23 protein-coding genes and 1 pseudogene are annotated in these 18,168 nt (G+C 45.2%); 13 read left to right on the top strand and 11 right to left on the bottom strand.

Annotated elements, in window-relative coordinates; genetic code table 11:
* Positions 1–54: 54 nt before the first annotated feature.
* Together VMUT_RS10360 and VMUT_RS10355 are read right to left on the bottom strand one after the other, a co-directional pair.
* Positions 55–1,743, bottom strand: a complete 1,689-nt coding sequence (locus VMUT_RS10360) for a hypothetical protein (protein ID WP_148224747.1) — start codon at positions 1,741–1,743, stop codon at positions 55–57.
* A 125-nt stretch (positions 1,744–1,868) separates the two neighbouring features.
* The gene (locus VMUT_RS10355; RefSeq protein ID WP_148224746.1) at positions 1,869–3,257 is read right to left on the bottom strand and encodes a hypothetical protein; all 1,389 of its coding nucleotides are present in this window, start codon (positions 3,255–3,257) and stop codon (positions 1,869–1,871) included.
* A 156-nt stretch (positions 3,258–3,413) separates the two neighbouring features.
* On the opposite strand from VMUT_RS10355, the gene VMUT_RS10350 reads away from it, so the two are divergent.
* Positions 3,414–3,926, top strand: coding sequence for a hypothetical protein (locus VMUT_RS10350; RefSeq protein ID WP_013605362.1), 513 nt, complete (start codon positions 3,414–3,416; stop codon positions 3,924–3,926).
* Positions 3,927–4,104: 178 nt separating this feature from the next.
* On the opposite strand, the gene VMUT_RS10345 is transcribed toward VMUT_RS10350, so the two are convergent.
* On the bottom strand, positions 4,105–4,824 hold the full coding sequence (locus VMUT_RS10345) for a queuosine precursor transporter (RefSeq protein WP_013605361.1): 720 nt from the start codon (positions 4,822–4,824) through the stop codon (positions 4,105–4,107).
* A gap of 177 nt (positions 4,825–5,001) precedes the next feature.
* Between VMUT_RS10345 and VMUT_RS10340 the strand changes: the two genes are divergently transcribed.
* Complete coding sequence (locus tag VMUT_RS10340; protein WP_013605360.1) at positions 5,002–5,529, top strand: hypothetical protein; 528 nt, start codon at positions 5,002–5,004, stop codon at positions 5,527–5,529.
* Positions 5,530–5,559: 30 nt separating this feature from the next.
* On the opposite strand, the gene VMUT_RS10335 is transcribed toward VMUT_RS10340, so the two are convergent.
* Positions 5,560–6,297 (bottom strand): 5-formyltetrahydrofolate cyclo-ligase, encoded by a 738-nt coding sequence (locus VMUT_RS10335; RefSeq protein WP_013605359.1) that lies wholly within the window; start codon positions 6,295–6,297, stop codon positions 5,560–5,562.
* A 239-nt stretch (positions 6,298–6,536) separates the two neighbouring features.
* Between VMUT_RS10335 and VMUT_RS10330 the strand changes: the two genes are divergently transcribed.
* From VMUT_RS10330 to VMUT_RS13340, 3 genes are read left to right on the top strand one after another with little or no spacing between them, the layout of a single operon-like run.
* Positions 6,537–6,878, top strand: a complete 342-nt coding sequence (locus VMUT_RS10330; protein WP_148224745.1) for a hypothetical protein — start codon at positions 6,537–6,539, stop codon at positions 6,876–6,878.
* 51 nt (positions 6,879–6,929) lie between these two features.
* Complete coding sequence (locus tag VMUT_RS13345) at positions 6,930–7,178, top strand: PaREP1 family protein (RefSeq protein ID WP_308507374.1); 249 nt, start codon at positions 6,930–6,932, stop codon at positions 7,176–7,178.
* Positions 7,179–7,227: 49 nt separating this feature from the next.
* A complete protein-coding gene (locus VMUT_RS13340; protein WP_373419223.1) occupies positions 7,228–7,332 on the top strand; it encodes a hypothetical protein in 105 nt (34 codons plus the stop codon).
* A 142-nt stretch (positions 7,333–7,474) separates the two neighbouring features.
* Here VMUT_RS13340 and VMUT_RS10320 read toward each other — a convergent pair whose 3' ends face one another.
* The gene (locus tag VMUT_RS10320; RefSeq protein WP_148224744.1) at positions 7,475–8,089 is read right to left on the bottom strand and encodes an MBL fold metallo-hydrolase; all 615 of its coding nucleotides are present in this window, start codon (positions 8,087–8,089) and stop codon (positions 7,475–7,477) included.
* 107 nt (positions 8,090–8,196) lie between these two features.
* Here VMUT_RS10320 and VMUT_RS10315 point away from each other — a divergent pair, with 107 nt between their 5' ends.
* Complete coding sequence (locus VMUT_RS10315) at positions 8,197–8,418, top strand: hypothetical protein (RefSeq protein ID WP_013605356.1); 222 nt, start codon at positions 8,197–8,199, stop codon at positions 8,416–8,418.
* Between the two features lie 64 nt (positions 8,419–8,482).
* Here VMUT_RS10315 and VMUT_RS10310 read toward each other — a convergent pair whose 3' ends face one another.
* Complete coding sequence (locus tag VMUT_RS10310) at positions 8,483–9,193, bottom strand: queuosine precursor transporter (RefSeq protein WP_013605355.1); 711 nt, start codon at positions 9,191–9,193, stop codon at positions 8,483–8,485.
* 315 nt (positions 9,194–9,508) lie between these two features.
* Here VMUT_RS10310 and VMUT_RS10305 point away from each other — a divergent pair, with 315 nt between their 5' ends.
* Both VMUT_RS10305 and VMUT_RS10300 read left to right on the top strand, forming a co-directional pair.
* Positions 9,509–9,772 (top strand): nucleotidyltransferase domain-containing protein, encoded by a 264-nt coding sequence (locus tag VMUT_RS10305; protein ID WP_013605354.1) that lies wholly within the window; start codon positions 9,509–9,511, stop codon positions 9,770–9,772.
* Between the two features lie 68 nt (positions 9,773–9,840).
* Positions 9,841–11,439, top strand: a complete 1,599-nt coding sequence (locus VMUT_RS10300) for a hypothetical protein (RefSeq protein ID WP_013605353.1) — start codon at positions 9,841–9,843, stop codon at positions 11,437–11,439.
* Positions 11,440–11,546: 107 nt separating this feature from the next.
* Here VMUT_RS10300 and VMUT_RS10295 read toward each other — a convergent pair whose 3' ends face one another.
* Positions 11,547–11,954, bottom strand: a complete 408-nt coding sequence (locus tag VMUT_RS10295; RefSeq protein WP_013605352.1) for a hypothetical protein — start codon at positions 11,952–11,954, stop codon at positions 11,547–11,549.
* A 97-nt stretch (positions 11,955–12,051) separates the two neighbouring features.
* Here VMUT_RS10295 and VMUT_RS10290 point away from each other — a divergent pair, with 97 nt between their 5' ends.
* The 5 genes and pseudogenes from VMUT_RS10290 to VMUT_RS10275 form a co-directional block, all read left to right on the top strand.
* A complete protein-coding gene (locus tag VMUT_RS10290; RefSeq protein ID WP_013605351.1) occupies positions 12,052–12,360 on the top strand; it encodes an SDR family NAD(P)-dependent oxidoreductase in 309 nt (102 codons plus the stop codon).
* 411 nt (positions 12,361–12,771) lie between these two features.
* Positions 12,772–12,897 carry a hypothetical protein gene (locus VMUT_RS13275; RefSeq protein ID WP_258167459.1) on the top strand — a complete coding sequence of 42 codons (126 nt, stop codon included), beginning with the start codon at positions 12,772–12,774 and terminating at the stop codon, positions 12,895–12,897.
* Positions 12,898–12,902: 5 nt separating this feature from the next.
* Positions 12,903–13,802, top strand: coding sequence for a hypothetical protein (locus VMUT_RS13140; protein WP_237699645.1), 900 nt, complete (start codon positions 12,903–12,905; stop codon positions 13,800–13,802).
* A complete protein-coding gene (locus tag VMUT_RS13135; protein ID WP_048057034.1) occupies positions 13,799–14,389 on the top strand; it encodes a hypothetical protein in 591 nt (196 codons plus the stop codon). Before VMUT_RS13140 ends, VMUT_RS13135 begins: the two co-directional genes overlap by 4 nt.
* A gap of 84 nt (positions 14,390–14,473) precedes the next feature.
* Positions 14,474–14,989 (top strand): annotated as a pseudogene (locus VMUT_RS10275) (SDR family NAD(P)-dependent oxidoreductase); the annotation flags it as partial.
* Positions 14,990–15,176: 187 nt separating this feature from the next.
* On the opposite strand, the gene VMUT_RS10270 reads toward VMUT_RS10275, so the two are convergent.
* From VMUT_RS10270 to VMUT_RS10255, 4 genes are read right to left on the bottom strand one after another with little or no spacing between them, the layout of a single operon-like run.
* The gene (locus VMUT_RS10270) at positions 15,177–15,815 is read right to left on the bottom strand and encodes a TenA family protein (RefSeq protein ID WP_013605349.1); all 639 of its coding nucleotides are present in this window, start codon (positions 15,813–15,815) and stop codon (positions 15,177–15,179) included.
* A 45-nt stretch (positions 15,816–15,860) separates the two neighbouring features.
* Entirely contained in the window at positions 15,861–16,580 is a 720-nt protein-coding gene (locus tag VMUT_RS10265) for a tRNA(His) guanylyltransferase Thg1 family protein (RefSeq protein WP_048057289.1), read from the bottom strand.
* 50 nt (positions 16,581–16,630) lie between these two features.
* A complete protein-coding gene (locus VMUT_RS10260) occupies positions 16,631–17,953 on the bottom strand; it encodes a hypothetical protein (RefSeq protein ID WP_013605347.1) in 1,323 nt (440 codons plus the stop codon).
* Positions 17,938–18,165 carry a hypothetical protein gene (locus VMUT_RS10255; RefSeq protein ID WP_148224742.1) on the bottom strand — a complete coding sequence of 76 codons (228 nt, stop codon included), beginning with the start codon at positions 18,163–18,165 and terminating at the stop codon, positions 17,938–17,940. Before VMUT_RS10255 ends, VMUT_RS10260 begins: the two co-directional genes overlap by 16 nt.
* Between the last annotated feature and the right edge of the window lie 3 nt (positions 18,166–18,168).

The following is an 18,168-nucleotide window of genomic DNA, read 5'->3' as shown; positions in this document are numbered from 1 at the left end:
GATGGGACTTATTAAGATTATAAGGTTTGGGTTGTATTGTTGGGCTGACGAAGGTTACTTGGTGCTGTTGATAGGGCGTATCAAGTGGATTGGGTGCGATAGGCAGGAGGGCGCTGGGTTTGGTTCGACTATGATCATGGGGGCTGAGTAGTAATTATTCAGTGGCTGGACATAGACATAATAGCCTGGGTAGCAGAAGTAGGTGTTGGGTAAGGTGTCTGTGGTTGAGATTAACGAGTAGAACTGGTAGAACGGAGTCATTGACGACGAACTCTGCGCATACACGCCTATTATTAGATACTCAGTCTGTGGAGGGCACCCTATTCCTAGTAAGTAGCATATTGCAATTGCCGGCATCCCAAAGGCAAAACCATACGATGAACCAGCGCTAGAATAGACATTATTCGTGCTAATAGTATAAGTATCGCTGGGCCCGACCTGGCTCGATAACGCTACGTACTTAACCGCACCGCTATTGAATAGTGTGTACACGAGTTTTGATAACCATGTGCCTTGAGCCGCCGGGTTCGTATCTATGAAGCCTCCTGCCGCCCACTGCCCATTGGGTACTGAGTTCGGTGCGAACCAGGCCAAGTATGAATAATTGATTGCCTGGCAACCCAATGATATTATGCCCCATAAATAGCTACATTCATACTCTGTGTAGTTGAGTATGTACTCCGTACCGTAGATGCTGATTGCCATTAAACCGCCATTACTACCAAATGCGGGTAGTTGAGTGAGATATTTCCCACCACTATAGTAGCATGAGCTCGGGGTGTTTGGTATATTTATTGAGTCGTAAAACCCGCAGTCATAGGCAAGTTGTGTTTGTGAGTATGAGGAGTTTACGCTCCAACTGTAGCTTGGTCCCGGTACTTCAATGAAGGGTTTGCCGCTGCGTGTCGGTACCACTAGGCTCATGTCGAAGCCAAAGGAGCTTGATGACGAGGTGTACACAACTATGTTAACAATCATACCTATATCATCAATATAGTTTGCCGAGTACGGATACACGTTGCTTGGTCCTATGTATGTTATGAGTATTGGTAGTGGTGCGTTGCTGCTGTTGGCTATTGTGTTTGTTTCCTTCCAGGTGGTGCATATCTTAACTGGTCGGGGGTAGATCCATGTACATGAGCCCTGTATTGTGCTTGGTGGGCTTGGGTCCTGCTTGCTTGTTGTGTTTATGATATGTACTTGACTTATTATTTGTGGTGTGAAGTTCACGTTAACTGTGACGACACTTCCTTCAGCGAGTCCAAGTATTACCGGTATTATTATCGCATCTGTGACTGCGTAGAGTCTGCCGCTGTCGTTTACTATCGTTGTTATAAAGGCTAATACCGACGGCCCGGAGTTGGCTGGGTTATTGTGTAGTTGTTTTATTAACTCGATAGCTGGCTCCACGTAATTGCTTAAGTCGATTAATAGCGATACTGAGTGCTTGCTTAATGATTCGTTTATTGCGTATGTTCCTAGGTCTATGAAGCCATTTGTCGTTGGTGCGCTTAGGTATATGCTTACTGTACCAACCCTGTTATTGGGTAGGTTCCTCACGTTAACTGTGATCATTGGAAAGATAGTTGGTGGATCGAAGAATAAGGAGCCGAAGGGTTGAAGAAGCTCTGGATACCTAGTGTAGGTGATTGTGTAGTTGTTGCCCACATACCTAAACACAACATGCCCTACATGTACGTAGGCAAACACGGAGATGTATGCAATGGCAACGGTAATTACCACTAGTAACCATCCCTTATCAATACGTGGGCGGCCCATATTGACTATTTGCATTTTCTTAGGGGGTATTTTTCCGTGGGTATTTATAAAAAGTGGGCCGAGTAGAGTTGATTGTTAGTGTCTTCATGCTATGCTTGGAGTAGTACGAGTTTCGGTATTTGGCATTTCATGATCTGTGTTATTTCATTCTTCAGCGCCTGTGCTGTTTGGTCCCATAGTTTGTTTCCCGTGCTTTGCCACTTGGTTATTCTTAGTGCTGTGTTTATGTATGTGGCTAGGTCTGCAAGTGCTGGGCTCCTATATTCCGTAGTCATGGTGCTAGCTTCGCCCTTTAGGATTGTTATTAACTCCCTTAGGAACCTCTCGATGTCATCATTATCGCCCTGGCCCAATAATTTAACCGCTTCATCGTAGTCTCCAATGCCGATCAGTAGTACTGTTAGTAGTATCCTTACTTTCCTCAGGTTCTTCTGATCGTTTGTGGTTAGGTAATGGTTGAGCGAATCCCGTAGCGTCCATCCATGGATTGGCCTCAGTAGTTCTGGGTAGTTACTGCAGTCACTACTCATTAGTACCTTAGCCTTTACTAGGTTGTGCATTGCTGAGGCTGCGAAGGGTATTTCGTTAAGTTCTAAGGCCTCCCTAAGCACATCACTGAACACCGAATAAGCACCACTCAAATCACCACTTAGGTACTTAATTACGCCCAGCCTATCCCTGAGCTCCAGCACCAGTTGTCTTCTCGTCCTTTCATCAATTCTACAGTTAGTTAACTTTCCCAACGCCGTGTTTACCATCTCTATTGCCTCTGCATACTTCATTAATTCCATATATGCACTGGCTAGGTTTGTCGTAAGTCTCGTCCATAGGTAGCAGGTTAATTCACTGTTTGGTTCGCCGATAAGCTCTAGGCCGTGGTTTATGAACCTCAATGCCTCCTTTGGAAATCCACTGCCTATTAGTCCCTCACCCACACTGAGCATTAACCCCACGTAGTTTACCAGGTGTTTGTTTATGGTTTCCTTATCCAACTTTATGGCTTGGTCTATAAACGGCATTAACTCGAGTGGGTTTCTCGACTTCCTAACTGCATGTCCCAACCCCTCAAGGGCTGCGGCGTAGTCTCCAATCCTCATGCCTATCAGGAATGCCTTAACGCCGTATCTACGGGCCAGCTCAGGTAGGTTTGCTTCGGCGCCAAAGCGAGCTAGTCGTAAGCACGTGGTTAATACCTCGTTGGTTATCTCAATTGGGTAGTCACTGAGTTCTACGTACTTACTGCCATACTCAGCCAGGGCGACATCCCTCTCTAGGCTCCTCGGTCTCGACCTATAGTACTCATACAAGATCCTGAAGACAACTTCCTCACAATTAGCAATGCTTGAGACGACTTCCCTGCCCTTCTGGCTAAGTTTGGCCTCATTATTATTCACCTCGATTAAGTCACCGAGTAGCAGCCGTGGGTCCTCCGGTATGTTTAGCATGCTTGTTAATTCATTCACGTCTATGACACCCACAACCTCTAGCAACTTGAGCGCAATTTCACGCTGTGAGCAAGTCATTTCTAGCTATCAACTGAGTTAGAGGGACTTAATTTTAACTGTTCGTGAGGACCTGATTAATCGATGCTTTGGGTATTAAGACTTATTAGGGCATGTGGAGAGTAGGTTGTTGTGTCTAGTTCCAGTGATGCTGGTAGGCTTGGGCTTATTTATAATGGCGTTTCTGAGATCTTTAATGGTTATATTGCGGGTATTATCGTGGGCGTATTACTCGTGGTCTTCCTCCTAGCAATGCTATTCTCCGTAATATATTCAATACAATCATCGCCATTTGGCGTATCGAACGGGTCAGCCGTTGTGTCTGCTATTCACGATATTGGTTATTTCATAATATCAGCGGTAGTGATTGGAGGCATACTCCTCTATAGGTTCTTCTACAGGGGTTTTACTTACCTAGCAAGAGCTGATTCTGAGAGGTACGGTATTGGTAGGTTAGGTGTGTTTTTGTCGTTTGTAATGCTTGGGGTTGGTTTCGGTATAGGTCTTTGGTTTGTTTTGGCGAGTATTTCCGTGGGTATGTTGACCGTGCTTGACGTCCTAGTAGGCTTGGCTGGTCTTATGCCTTTAGTACTCACGTCAATTGCCCCCTATAGGCTTGGTGATGGGTTTGGGATTAATGACTGATCTGCTTTGATATCGGTTGTAACTAGTTACGGTATCTTTATATGAAAAATACTGTCCAGGACTTACCACAGAGTTTATTGCCTCATCAAACCTTAAATACTTGCCTTGAACTCATTAACTTAGTGATTTAGATCTCGAGTGCTGAGTGCCGTGATGAGGGCTCGCAAAGATGATCCCCTCATGTCCTGCTGGTTACGTAACCATATTGTAAGGCCTTCCTGTTTATCCACACGGTGAGCATGGTCAGCGGCACTAGGCTTATCTTTACGGAGAGCTGTGATGCCATTAGTAATAGCAGCACGTCGTTTGGCACAACGCCGTAGAAGGCGGTTGGTATGAAGACGAGGGTATCTATCGTCATTGCCACCGGGTCCGAATAACCAACCCTCCTTAAAACACCACCACCAAGCCTACTCACCAGGAACACGTCGTATGTCTCGGATATCATGAACGCCGTGATTGAGGCAATGGCTATCCTAGCCGACTGACCCATCATGCTCGTGAATGCACCTTGCAGGTTCCAGAATGGGGCTGGCGGGTACAGTATGACCAGCCAGTTTATGATGAATACCAGCGCTTGAAGATAGGCGGCAATCCTAACAACCCAATAACCAACCCTCCTACCATACCTGAGCGTTAAGAAGTCAAGCATTGCGACGCTGGCGCTGTAGGTGAAGACGCCCATGGGTATCACCAATGGGCCAATGAAAGAGCCAATCTTGGACGCGGTGTATTGGCTGATTGTGAGGAGGAGCATGTAGTTCATGGAGGCCACAGGGAGCAGCAGGTCATCCCTACCGAGCCTATGCAGTAGCCATAGCGCCCCAGCGACGGCTATGTACGTTATTAGGGCATAGCCGTAGAATTCAGGCAGGCCTGCCAGGTTATTCAATATCATACAGGTTATTCCTGAGTGGCAGGTATTAAAGGAATACCACAATGCACCGGGCTAGGTGCATTGTTGAATATGGTTTATTAGGAATTGATTGATTAAGTCCCTCATAACTGATCTTGTGCTAATCAACGTTAATATAAACGCTTTTTATATACGTGAGGATAATTCACTTGCTGAATAATGGAGTCTATTGTTGGCCCGGTCATTGATAGGGCTTTGGATGCCGTGATGAAGAAGGTGGAGGGTGGTAAGAAGTTAACGACTGAGGACTTAGTCGTATTAATGCTTGGCATGTTTAGGGAAACCGGCAGGAGGATTGATGACTTAAATAGGAGGGTTAACACATTATTCGAAGCGCTCAGTAAGAGGATTGATGCACTAGAGAATGAGATTAACGAGAGGTTTAATGCTTATGATGAGAAAACGACTATTCTCGATAAGAAGATAGATGAGAAGGTTATTGAATTAATGAGGGGGATTAATGAAGTGGATAGTAAGGCTGAGTCACGCAGTAACTCCCTGAGTGCCAAGATTGACCTGGTAAATACCAGAATTGACGCAGTGTACGGTGAGTTAAGTAGACGTATAAACGAGTTGAGCGATAAGATGGATGCTAGTAATAAGGCGTTGGGTGAGAGAATCGATAGGCTTTATGAGTTGTTGGGTAGGATATACGAGGCCCTAATTAGGCAGGTAGGCAATGCGTAATGTCGATACGACATCCCCCGTGACCCACAATTACTTCTCGCCGTTGAGTCGAGCCTTTAACTCGTTAAGTAGCAGTATTTTCCTGAGCATTTCGTCTGTGACGAATTCCCAGTAAATACCGCGTGGCTTTGGGTCAACCCTCTTAACCCTAATCACCCTGCTTGGAGTGACTATTATGTCTACAGGTAAGTCAAAGGGTTCCTTAGGTATCTCATCGCTCACCAACTGTAGTTCGTGGACGGTGGTTATGACTGGTGTATTCTCATTGACCTTATCCATGGCGCTGGCTATTCCCCACTCAATCTCCGCATAACCATGTGACTTACCCAGCCTGCGGCCATTACCCGGGTTTACGGCTACGGAGCCTACTATAACGAGGTCTATGTTGGGCATATCCCAAGGCTTAATCGGCACACCCCACCTGAACGCACCCCTAATGGTCGAAGCCTCGCCATAGTACTGCCTCGGTATTCTACGAGGATCAAGCATTAGGAAGCCCTCCCTAATCCTCGGCGTCGGCATTATCAACAACTTACCATTAACTAGCGTCAACTCCCTACATCGGCGTTGAGGCGAATCTGGATTAATCTTAACCACACGAGCCCTAGTAAACTCAGGCAGTGAAGCGGCTAGTTCGCAAGCTCTCTCGGCACCCACGAAGTTTGGTATCCTGCCATAGACAGGCCTTGGGAATGTTACTACGTTCCTCTCCTCAAGTAATTTCCAGACTTTCTCCCTAATTGCTTGCTTCGTGCCCTTAATGTCCATTATAGGGTCACCTTATTGATCGTGAAAAATTAAATAAAATTACTGCCTATACTCACTCATGGGAGTGGTTAGGATAGATTCTAAGACGGTGATTAAGTGGGTTTAGGGGTAGCGCCTTGTGTTAGGTGGTAATGCAATCGTTAATTTTAGGGATAAGGAAGCTGAAATAGAACTAGTTAAATGATCTGGATATTGAAAATGTGTGGATTATCTACGGTCTACCCAATGCTGATAAAATTATGTTTCTTAAGAGATTTGGTGGGTTAAATAACGTCATTCTTAGCAAGTATGGTTACTCCGTAGTTAATGACACGTTGGTCATGTACCTACTTACTGGTAAGTTTTACGTGAACCTCTCCGAAGCCAGCATATGCGCGGTTAACGTGACCAGGGCCGTGAGGATTGAAGGCTTTGCCTACGGCCCATTGGGCATGAAGCTCTTCGTCATTAATGGTAACTACATGAACGTATTCTTTTATGCACCCGAGGGCTTACGTTGGATCTACGTGATTAGGTACGGCCACGAAGTCCTCGGCTTATACGCACCAAACCTTCAATTACCCGTTAAATGCGGCAGCTAACACTGTCTCAAGGCCCAAGATTTTATAAGCGCCCGCCACATTAGCCTTTGTATGAGTTATACACCCAGTGGTGAGGCTAGGAAACATGCCGAGCTTGCATTGATTGCGTTTAGTGAGGGTCTCGAATTCGTTAATAAGGGCGACGTTGTTCAGGCGAGTGAGAAATTATATAAGGCTGTGGAGAAGGCGATAAAGGCCTTGGCTATTGCCAAGGGGCTTGATGAGGCCAGGGAAGCATTGGGCAAGGGAAGATGGACCGTAAGTTTACTAGATAAGTTTACTAGACAAGGCAGCCATTAAGTTGGGAGATTCCGTCAAACAGACCTGGGTAGATGCATATTTCTTACATGTGAATGGTTTCCATGAGGTAAGGATAGAAATTGATGAAGTCAGGGCAAGATTACCAGTAATACGGAGTTTGATTAATGTCGTTAAGGAGGAGCTTGGGCTTTAACTTATTACCATGGTTATGTTGGCTTTAATAATTCAATTGCCCAATCACTAAGCGGTGCGGTTGCCGAATTATTATCCAGCGGTCATTAAAGGTGAATAAATATCTTAAGGTTTCACCCAAGACTGCGTACTAATCCATAGTTCTACGTGCATAGGGACTTTGGAACAAAGTAATTATTGTCTGCCTCATCATTTATTGTTGTTGGTGGTCCGTGTCCGGGGTAAACAATGTAATTACCTGGTAACTCCCTGTATAATCTGCATATTGACCTTATGAGTAGTTCTATATCTCCTCCCGGCAGGTCTGTCCTACCGACACTACCTGCGAATAGCGTGTCCCCAGTGAGTACGAAGCCATCGCCAACTATCGATATCGAACCCGGCGTATGTCCCGGCGTATGCATCACCTTAAGATTAAACGGCAATCCTGAACCCTCATCAATGAATATTGGTTGTGGTAGGTTTGGTGGTTCAAAGCCCCATGACCTGGCTAATTGCGTATATTTATCCCTCATTTCCCAATCAAGCCTATGTACCATGAATGGTGCACCTGTGCTACTCACTATTCCCTCTACGGCACCGATATGGTCGAAGTGCAAATGCGTAGCTACTACGGCTAAGACTCTTCTATTGCCTAATATTGTTAATATAGTCTCAGCCTCATCCCCAGGATCCACGACCAGGCAATCCTTACCCTCGCACACCAGGTAACAGTTTGTCTCTAGGGGACCCACTGTTATTATCTCTACACTCACCATAATAATCACCATTAACCTATACCCTAAACCGCATCTTCGATGTGCTCACTAATATCGCCAGAGGCTGAGCTACCGACACCATGTACTGCAGGTAGCTATGTGTTATCATGGGTATTAGGATGGTCACGGATGTTGACGGTGATAGAGTTAACCATATACTCATCGTAATCTTAATAATAATCATACTCATGGGAATTCCGTACGCATTCATCATCATTGTTACCGTAACTATAAATATTGATGTTAGTGCATATGGCGTTAATACATTGTTTAGGAATAACCGGAATAATGCTACGAAGTTTGTAAACACACAACTGGCACAAAATTGAGGTATATTACGAACCATTAATACGTTTTCGCATACTCCTTTATTTAAGCTTGTTCTTAGAGCAATCACTTACTTTGTTGTATTGCAAGTCCGTACTTAAGAGCCCTCCTATTTATCCATACGGCAAGCATGGTCATCGGTACTAGGCTTAGCTTAACCGCCAATTGTGAAGCCATCAATAGCCATATGTTTGGGACGACACCGTAGAATGCCACCGGTATGAAGACAAGCGTATCTATCGTCATAGCCACCGGGTCTGAATAACCAACCCTCCTTAAAACACCTCCACTAAGCCTACTCACCAGGAACACGTCGTATGTCTCGGATATGAGGAACGCCGTGATTGAGGCAATGGCTACCCTGGCCGAGACACCCATGATGCTGGCGAATGATCCCTGCAGCGATGCCCAAAAGGTCGCCGGTGGGTAGCCAATCACGAACCAGTTTATTATGAATATCAACACCTGTAGATAGGCGGCTATCCTAACGACCCAATAACCAACCCTACGCCCATACTTAAGGGTTAGGAAATCCAGCATGGCCACGCTGGCGCTGTAGGTGAATACGCCCATTGGTATTACCAATGGCCCCACAAAGGCGCCTATCTTACTCGCCATGTACTGGCTCACGGTGAGCAGCAGCATGTAATTCATGGCGCCCACCGGCAATAATAGATCATCCCTATTAAGGCGGTGTAGAGCCCATAATATGCCGGCCACGGCTATGTACGTAGCTAGAGCCGCGCCGTATAGGTACGGTATTGTATACCAGGTCATACAGGCAGGCATTAAAATACCTGATTTATAAGATTACCTGCTGTATAATTTAATAATATACGTGTATTACAATTCAAAATCAATAGCTTGCATTAGGTTAGGTAGATACAGCCACAACCGCTGCATGTATTTAAGGACCTTTAGGTGCAGGGCAATGTAATGAAACCGTCTCGATTTAATAACCTAAGTTAAGTAATAATAATACGGTGATTTACCATTTATCTAGATTCGAGTAAATACCGAAACTTCAGGTTGCGTAATCCCAAACATTAGTGAGACTTTATATTCCTGGGTATTAGCATTGATAGTGGGAGAATGAGCAATGTAGTTCGGGATTTCGCCAGAGGTGACTGGCTAATCAATAGTGATGTAGACCTAATAGCCGTGCCTCTAAGTCTCAGGGATATTCCGTGGCACGAGAGATACCTAGTACTGAGGAGGTTGCTCCCGCCAAGCATATCCGTAGAAATCCTAGCCTATACTCCAGGGGAATTTGAGGTCATTAAAAGAAGGAGCGTGGTGTTAAAGGATGCCGAGAAATACTGGGTCGAATTGACACTCGAGAAGTTAGAATGCTAACACTTTCAGCCCTGCTCAACTCACTTTTAAGAATACCCGAAGTAAAAAGTCTGGCATAGGGTGGAACAATGAGTATGAAGCTGGCAATGCATAAGCGCGTGGTTTGGATTACCGTTACTGCCATAATTATTACCGTTATATTCATTGTGAAGGTTTTTCAGTTCCAAATATACACGTGGCTAGGGATCCCAATTACAGGGCCGGGCTTAAGAGGCTTCGTTAATTTTCCGCTTCAATGGCTTTCAACCCCAACATTCATAATTAATAACACGGTGGTGAAGCCAGAGACTCAGTACCCACTTTACATGTTTGATTACCACACGAACTTCATGCCATCAATCATTAAATTCACCAAATCCGTTAAGTTTAACGGACGCGCGTATGCCGTTGACGTCGCATTTACCGAAACCCCTATTATGATAGTTGGCTATAATACGGTCAAGAACTACTACCAAACTCCCCCAGGTCATGGCTTCTGCATGTTCATGGTGATAGTTACGAACGTCACGATAATCAACATAAACGCCACCAACAACCTTGTGCTAAACAACATAATTATGTCGGTGATGAATGATGTAACCAGTAAGGCATTAAGCTCAAAACCGTTTTCCAAAATGACAGTGATGCAATGCATAGATAAGATGCTGAGTTACTACTTCACCGTGCTACCACCCGTCAAGGACTACATTGGTAATAACACGATTAAGTTGGCATCATACGGGCTTTATTGGTCGGGTAAATTTGTTGGTAATGATTACATAGCCACCACCGGTTACGTCTTCGTATATAACGTGATTTCACTAAATGGCACCAGGGTCGGTGTGATAGCGACATACATTTATTACAGGAATGGTACTGCCATTATCAATATAGAGTTACTACCTAGGAGTGAGGTTGCTAAGATTAATGAGGTCAGGTATACCGTGGAGTCCTCATCAAAGAGTAATTGGGCTGGCTACTCAATAAGTACAAGTAGTGGTGACGACTTAACCGCAGCCATGGCGGGCTTCACGGTGGTCAATGCCGAAATTAATGACTCATATGACATAGCCTACTGGGTTGGGCTGGACCCGCCGAGTAGTTTGTTCTCACCTTGGGGACCAACGGGCGTGTACTTTCAGGCCGGATTCGACGAGGACACACAATCACTTTTCTGGGCGGCGTACCCAACCTACCAAGGAGAGCCTATTCCTTCGCAGTACGTGCCGACGCCATACTCGTTATTGTACATTATGGTTTCCTACGAGGGTTTAACGTCAAGTGGTGAGCAGGATTGGTTCGTGGACTTCATAATTGATTACCCAAACGGTACAACCACAGGCAAATCAATAAACGCGTACGTTAATAATTACGCGAGTTACTTTGTATGGGCTCAATATATTAATGAAAGACCAGTATATAGTGGGCAGATGGCTAATTTACCGTACATAAGCCCAGGCTCGATCCTGATATACGACGTTGTGTTTTACGATAACAATCTAGGCCAATGGATATTACCAACGGATTTAACATCACCTAGCTATACGGCGTATGCCATAATAATGAATTCGTGCCCTGGAATGGTACCGAGCAGTTACGGCCAGTACGTAATACCCAGCGGCTTTCCAAACGCTGGTACGGAGGCAACTGGGTTTGAGAACCAATACACCACGCAATTCTGTAGTTAATGCATTGACTAAGGTTAACCCAGCAATAATATAGTTTACTCATCCACTAGCACTGGTCTTAGTGCTAATGAAAATAGTGACGCCGTTATTGGCCGACTTACCTTCTCTCACGTTGATGCTGTTAGGCTACGTTCCATAAGCTTCGCCATAACCTTCGACGTCAACTCGTACGTGGCAGCTATGTTCGAGTTCAAGACCCTCAACTGGTTACTTATTAGGTCAAGCCTATCAACCACCTCCTTACGCATATCATCGATTTTTTTGCCCAACTCGTCAAATCTCGCATCAATCCTCTTGCCTAACTCATCTATCTTATCGCTTAATATGTCAATCTTACTACCTAACCCATCTATTTTCTTGCTTAACTCATCAATTCTATTGATCATCGCGTACATCAGTAGTAACTCGGCATCCTCCCTGGAAACCTCCCTCCTACTTATCCAATTGGGTAGTTGGGCCAACACATAATCAACGCCCTTACTCAGCAATATACTAATTAACTCTCCAATATCCATATGCCTGTGATTAACAGAACGTCATTAATAAAGCTTTTGCTGAGTCTCATTCATCCACGCGTAAATGAATTAAAACTTACCATGATGAACAATTACCGTGAGTAAGGTAGCCCTAATAACAGGCGCATCATCTGGCATAGGTAGGGAGCTAGCCAAAGAGCTAGCCATTAGGCATTACAACCTAATACTCGTCAGTAGGAGGAGGAATGTCCTGGAAGGTTTAGCTGAGGAGCTTAGGGATAAGTATGGCGTCAATGCGTGGCCCATCGATCATGACCTCTCGGATTTGAGTAGAATTAATGAACTTGTTGACAGGGTCAGAGGTCTCGGCATTGAGGTCAGCGTTTTAGTGAACAATGCCGGCACGGGACTTTGGGGAGGTTCCTCTCGTCTTTCCTGGCAATAATGCGCCACGTATGATGACGGGATTAACAATGAAGGACCTGGCTCGGCCACCCCGGCGTTTTGTTTGTCGTGTTTTATTTAAAAGTCTTTTCTTGTAAGTATGGGTGGTGCTGTGGTGTTTGTCTTTAATAATTTATTATGGGGTGATTGGGTAAATACCTAACCATGCATATATGGGTTGGGCGGTGTTTTGCTTGTGGTGCGTGGGTTATGTCTCTACCCTAAAATTTTGTTCGCGCAGTCTCTATAGGCGCTTGCCGGAAGAAATCCAATGCAATGCGTGGGTTAATTGGATGGTGGGTGTGGGTTTGGGGTGTTGGGGCAATTTATGATGGCCTAATTCGCGGGGTTGTCTCGGACTGCGTTCGTAGCATTGGCTTTGCCGTAAAGGCCTGGGTATTACTCGGCCGCAATGGGTTACGGTAGAAACAACACAGTACCAGCGGCATCAAAACAATTATTTTTACTTATCGACCCTAGGCAAGCGGCAATGCACCCTGCCGCGTTTTTAAGCCCTGCTGGGATTACTAATTGGTGAGCGGAGTGGTAAGCGAGGTCAAAACTGTGGAGATCGAAACACAACCCGTGGGTTTGGGTAGGATTTGTTGGGGTGTTAAACGCGGTAGGAGGCTCGTTTGCAAGGAGCTGGTGACGGATGAGGAAGTCATAAAGGAGGTCGAGGGGTTAATTAATGAGTTGAGGAGGAGGTTTGAGAGGCATAAGGATAAGCTTGAGTCTGCGGCATTCATTGACGGGCTTATTGGCTTACTCGAGCAATGGCTCGGGGAGCACGAGAATGATAGAGGTAGGAAAGTCAAGGAGGCTAAGAGAATCGCGAAGAAGATGATTAAGCTCCTCAAGAAGCTGAGGAGGAAATGGATCGAGACATACTGGAGACAGTTGCTGGAACTCATGGACTTGCTCGAGAGGAACGCAATAGACGTAATAGTGACTGGCGAGAATAACGGCGAGAAATCGCTGATGGTGCACCTATACAACAAGGACGTAACTGTTGATGTTGCCAAGGTTGCGAAGAGTGGAAACATCACAATAAACCTAACGCTGTCTGAGCTCGAGGGAGACGACGTCAAGGTAGACAACACCTTCATCGATGGGGAGTTACTAAGGGCTATCCAATACGGCTGGGAGATTACAGATGGAAGTATTAAACGTAAGCGTCCAGCAATGGGTACGAGCCAGCCGTGGCAAGTGGTTTTGTGGTCGCTGTGCTATCCTGGAGAGGTTCGCATGTACATACACGGCATAGGCTTAAATGAGGATGGCGTATCAATTAGGTGGGTTTTAACTGCCAAGGATCACAGGGCGAAGTCTAAGGAGGATGTCGCTGAGGGGGTCAAAAAACTAAGCACCGAGAGACTCAGGGCATTCATGGCACCGGCGATTTGGGCGACGGCTATGTCAACGTTAACAGGAAGTCCATGAGACTCACAATGGGTTTGACTAAGTACGACCTGTGGCTCGGCATTATCGAGAGGTTGATAAATGAGCTTGGCTTCACGATGCAACCAGGGAAGTACAGTGTCGAGGTTGTACTCAAGTCAAGCAAGGCTGTCAAGCTGGCTAGGGATTGGTTGGCGATGCCCGACCTCAAGGAGCTGATTGAGCTTGGTGCGAGTCTCGGCAGTGGTAAGCTTAGGAGGATAATCGAGCTTGCGTCAAAGGATGCTAAAGAAAAAGGCAGCTCATCAATCATAATTCCTGGAACGAACATAAGCATGAGCATCCACATAGACAGTAATTACTATGTCGAGCTTAGGGCGTGTAGAAAGGATAAGAGTGAGGCTTTGAGGTTGGTTGAGGAGCTCAGGAGAGCAGGCTACAACCCAACAATATACGTCGAGAAGGGGAGCCACGTAATCTCAATAACACACGCCAACATTCGTGAAAGTCCACTCAAGCCAATAATCCGCAAGAAGCTGAGCGAGTGGCTTGAGGGCGAAAAGAACGAGAGGAGGAGGGAGAGGATAGCCAAGGCAATGCGGAACCTAAAGTGCTTTGATAACGCCTAGCCCCGCCCAAACCCACGGGCCGGTCAAAAACTAATTTTTTCCTTTCAACATAGTCAGTAACGAGAGTTTTATGGCCCATTAGGCGAACTTAACGATGACGACATAGTCAGGATAGTGAGTCTTAACTATTTAACGCCAATACTACTCACCAAGAAGTTCCTCCCGGATCTTGCCAAGAATAAGGGTTGTGTCGTCAATGTAATAAGCCTGGCTGCCTACATACCCATACCCTGGTTCGGCATATATACATCGTCCAAGGCAGCCCTAGCTAATATTACTGATGCCTTAAGGATAGAGCTTAGGCCTCTGGGAATTAGGGTCATTGGTGTATACCCAGGCTATGTTAGGACTGACTTCCACAGCAATACCATAGTAACACCGACCGCGTCCAGGGCTAGGGACAGCCCTAAAGGGCCTGTCCTTGATCCTGGTTATGTGGCTAATAAAATTGCCGAGAAAATCGACGATCCTAGATTTAATGGCGATATAGTGCCCAGCATCACGTACAGAGTGGCCGGCGTGTTCCTGAGGATCCTCTATCCCTTGGTAAGGTACTACGTCAATAGTTGGTTCAATAAAAGCATTGGCAGGTTAACCTAATGGTATGTCTTAAGTCATCTCGCTATGAAGGTGCATCCTGTAATGTTTATTAAATCACTAATTCCCCATGCATACCGTGATTAAATTACGTGGTTACTTAGCAATGCTTGGCGTTAACAATAAGCCCTGAGCTCCGCTATAACACTGATTGGCGTATTACTCTCGCAGGTTGGTGCTCGTTAAGTCGTCATAGGAATATCGTTGGATCCTTCCTAAGTGATGCCTCCCAAAACATTATTTCGAAATTCACACTATCCCTAAAGGCCCTCTCTATCTCGGGCGTTACCTCGTACTTATCCAGCGTTCTTAAAATCGCCTCAACCCTAGACCAGTAATCACCTGAGGCGTAGAACTCGGCCCATGCATTAAATAGTGCGTTTTTGGTTCCTACCACGTACTTACCAATCTCGTTATAACCCCACATGCATGGTGCCCAGGCTGCGAGGAACTGCGGCCAACCTAGTGATGCATAGTAATGCAAGTGCCTTGTGTATGCATAATTAACCAGGTTAAACCCAGTATTGTTAACCTCCTCCTCAGTTATTGATAAGTCGCGGAATAACCTCTCATGAACCTCCGCGCCCCTCTCCACATTGCTAAACATAGCCGTTAATACGTCAATAGCCTCATTAAGCGGAGCCTTACTGGCAGCCTCAATCACGGCCTTTTGCATCTCCCTCACGTACTTTGTGTCTTGGATTAAGTAGTAACGAAATACATCCATGGGCAATGAACCATCCTTAAGTCTCTCCACGAACTCGTGATGAACATAATTATTCCATAAATCACCTACCAACTCCCTGAGTCTCTCGTGGGTATTAACCATACATTATAGTCATAATTACCTAGTTATTAAATATTATTAACTGATTTATTGAGAATTAAAACCACACGTGCTGAGTTCATTGATTACTTCTATCGGGTTCTTCTCAATGATCCTCTTCCTAACGTACTTAACCCTCTCACCGCTCCTCCTATCTACACCCTCAAGTTCAACCCTAGATCTAACAAGGCATGTGCCAAGGGATTCCCAGGTAAGCCTTGGACCACCCAACGCCCTGATAACCTCGTTTATATGTGGGGTACTTTTCGGCGGAATAACTCCATTTCTCTGGGCTATCTCCACGTGGTAATTATTGAAGCCAACCCTGACCCGATAGAGCATATATCTCATAACATCAAGACAGGAATCATTGAGTTGAATCACCCTGGCATCGAAATAAAGAACCCTACTAAGGGCATTACTAACCACAGCAGAAGCGAGACCAGCCATTGAGCTTATTAGCTTATATTCACGGCCACTAAACGGTACATAGTTAAGGAGAAAGACGTTAATTTCATCGCTAATTACAAGGGCGTACTCGCCTGAAAATGTCCTCATTAGTTCCACGGCAGCCTTTACCAACGCCCTATGAACCCTCTCATCCCGGGGCCAGGTAAAGTCTTTAAGGGCCTTACCGAAGCCTGTCCCGTCGAGTCTGACGACTATTGGCGGTTTAATGATTCTTGTGACTACCCTGGAGTCGAAATCCCTCTCTAACTCAACCGGGTTTACGCCAATCAGCAGGTTAACCACGTCAATATTACTCATGGCATTCACGGCTTAGTTTTAAGAGCCAATATAAAATTAAGTCCCATGGATTACCATAGTGGGCAATAGATAGGTACGATTAATGACGAGACCCCAGATACGTAGTATGAATGGAAAGGCAGTGTCGCCGGTGTTAGGAGACTAACGTTACCATAGACATTGACAAGTTCGCTTGACCTGGGTATTATGTAGACCTCCCAGGTAATCCTAGCCCAGACTGTCTGTGTTACGGCATATAGGCATGGTAAGTCTTTGGTGACGGCGTTGTTCTCAAAATCAACCATGAATTCGGCTAAGTACTGTTGTGATTCGTTAAAACCTGGTAAATATACGGCTGCCGATTCATCCGCAAAGGAGTTTGGAAATGCTATGTTATCGCCGGCCTTATCTACATGGAATAACCACGTAATATTGCTAATGGTCATAGCAAGCTGAGGCATTATACTCACTGATGGACTCCATGATACATGCACACTAGTTGCGCTTGTGCTCAGGGTTGATGGTGCAATACTGCCCATGTCGCCTATCAATGCATTGGTGATATTCCTCATGTACATTTCATAGCCATAATAGTAATCAATTACACCGATTTGATAACCATCAAAACCACCATTGTTATACATGGTTGATAATTCAAAGTAACCCTCATAATTAAAGACGTTGACGGTTAAGTACCAAGGACCTACCGGTGATGCCTTAAGGATCCTGTTACTAACCGTTAAGCATGAGTCCCAGAAGAACGTCCCATTACCATCATTATAAGCCTGCACACCCAAACTTGATACACCCACGAACATGGGCGCTGCCCATATGAACACGGCATTATTGCTAGCCATCGCAAAGCATGGATCTACAGGATCCGTCGAATCATTTATCACCATGTTGTCTACGATATTCTTAATAAAAGTCATGAACTGTGATGGGTACAGTGGACCCATTATTAATTTCTTCGGACTAACCCAGTACATTGCAATTAGAATAGGTTCATGAGTATTTACAGGAATTACTGGGTAAGCCACCAGGTAATCCTGCACGGATGAGCCTCCGCCTAGATTTAGCGATAACGTATTATTAATAGCCCTGGCCCATGAGTATGCTAGTACGTACTCAACGGTATCCTCATCCGTGGCATTTGCGTAAACAGCGATGATGTCGCTATCACTATTCCTGATAAGGTTAACTAAGTCATTAATAATAGGACTCGTTAGGTTCAACTCCACGTAACTACCCGGATCACCAGCAACCACGCTATTCCTTATCACAGACCAATCAATAACCACGACACTATTATCCGGCAATTCAGATAGCTGATTAAGACTTACAGGTTTAATTAATGAGGAATTCAAACCCACGTTAATCAGGTCCTGAAACAAGGCCTTACCTCCAATAACATAGACTGTAACATTAAGGGAGCCTCAGACCTATATGTATGAAGTACATCATTACCTATGTTTATTTCACCAGGAGCCGCGCCCACGGCATTATTAATGCCTAATTGAGCGCGAATGAGCATGTATGAGTTAATAATTATCGATAATATAGCGATTATGATTAATGATTTTACGTGTATCCTTCCATAAGGCATTAA

The organism is Vulcanisaeta moutnovskia 768-28 (assembly GCF_000190315.1).
GTDB lineage: Archaea > Thermoproteota > Thermoprotei > Thermoproteales > Thermocladiaceae > Vulcanisaeta > Vulcanisaeta moutnovskia.
This window is presented reverse-complemented; position numbering and strand designations above follow the sequence as displayed.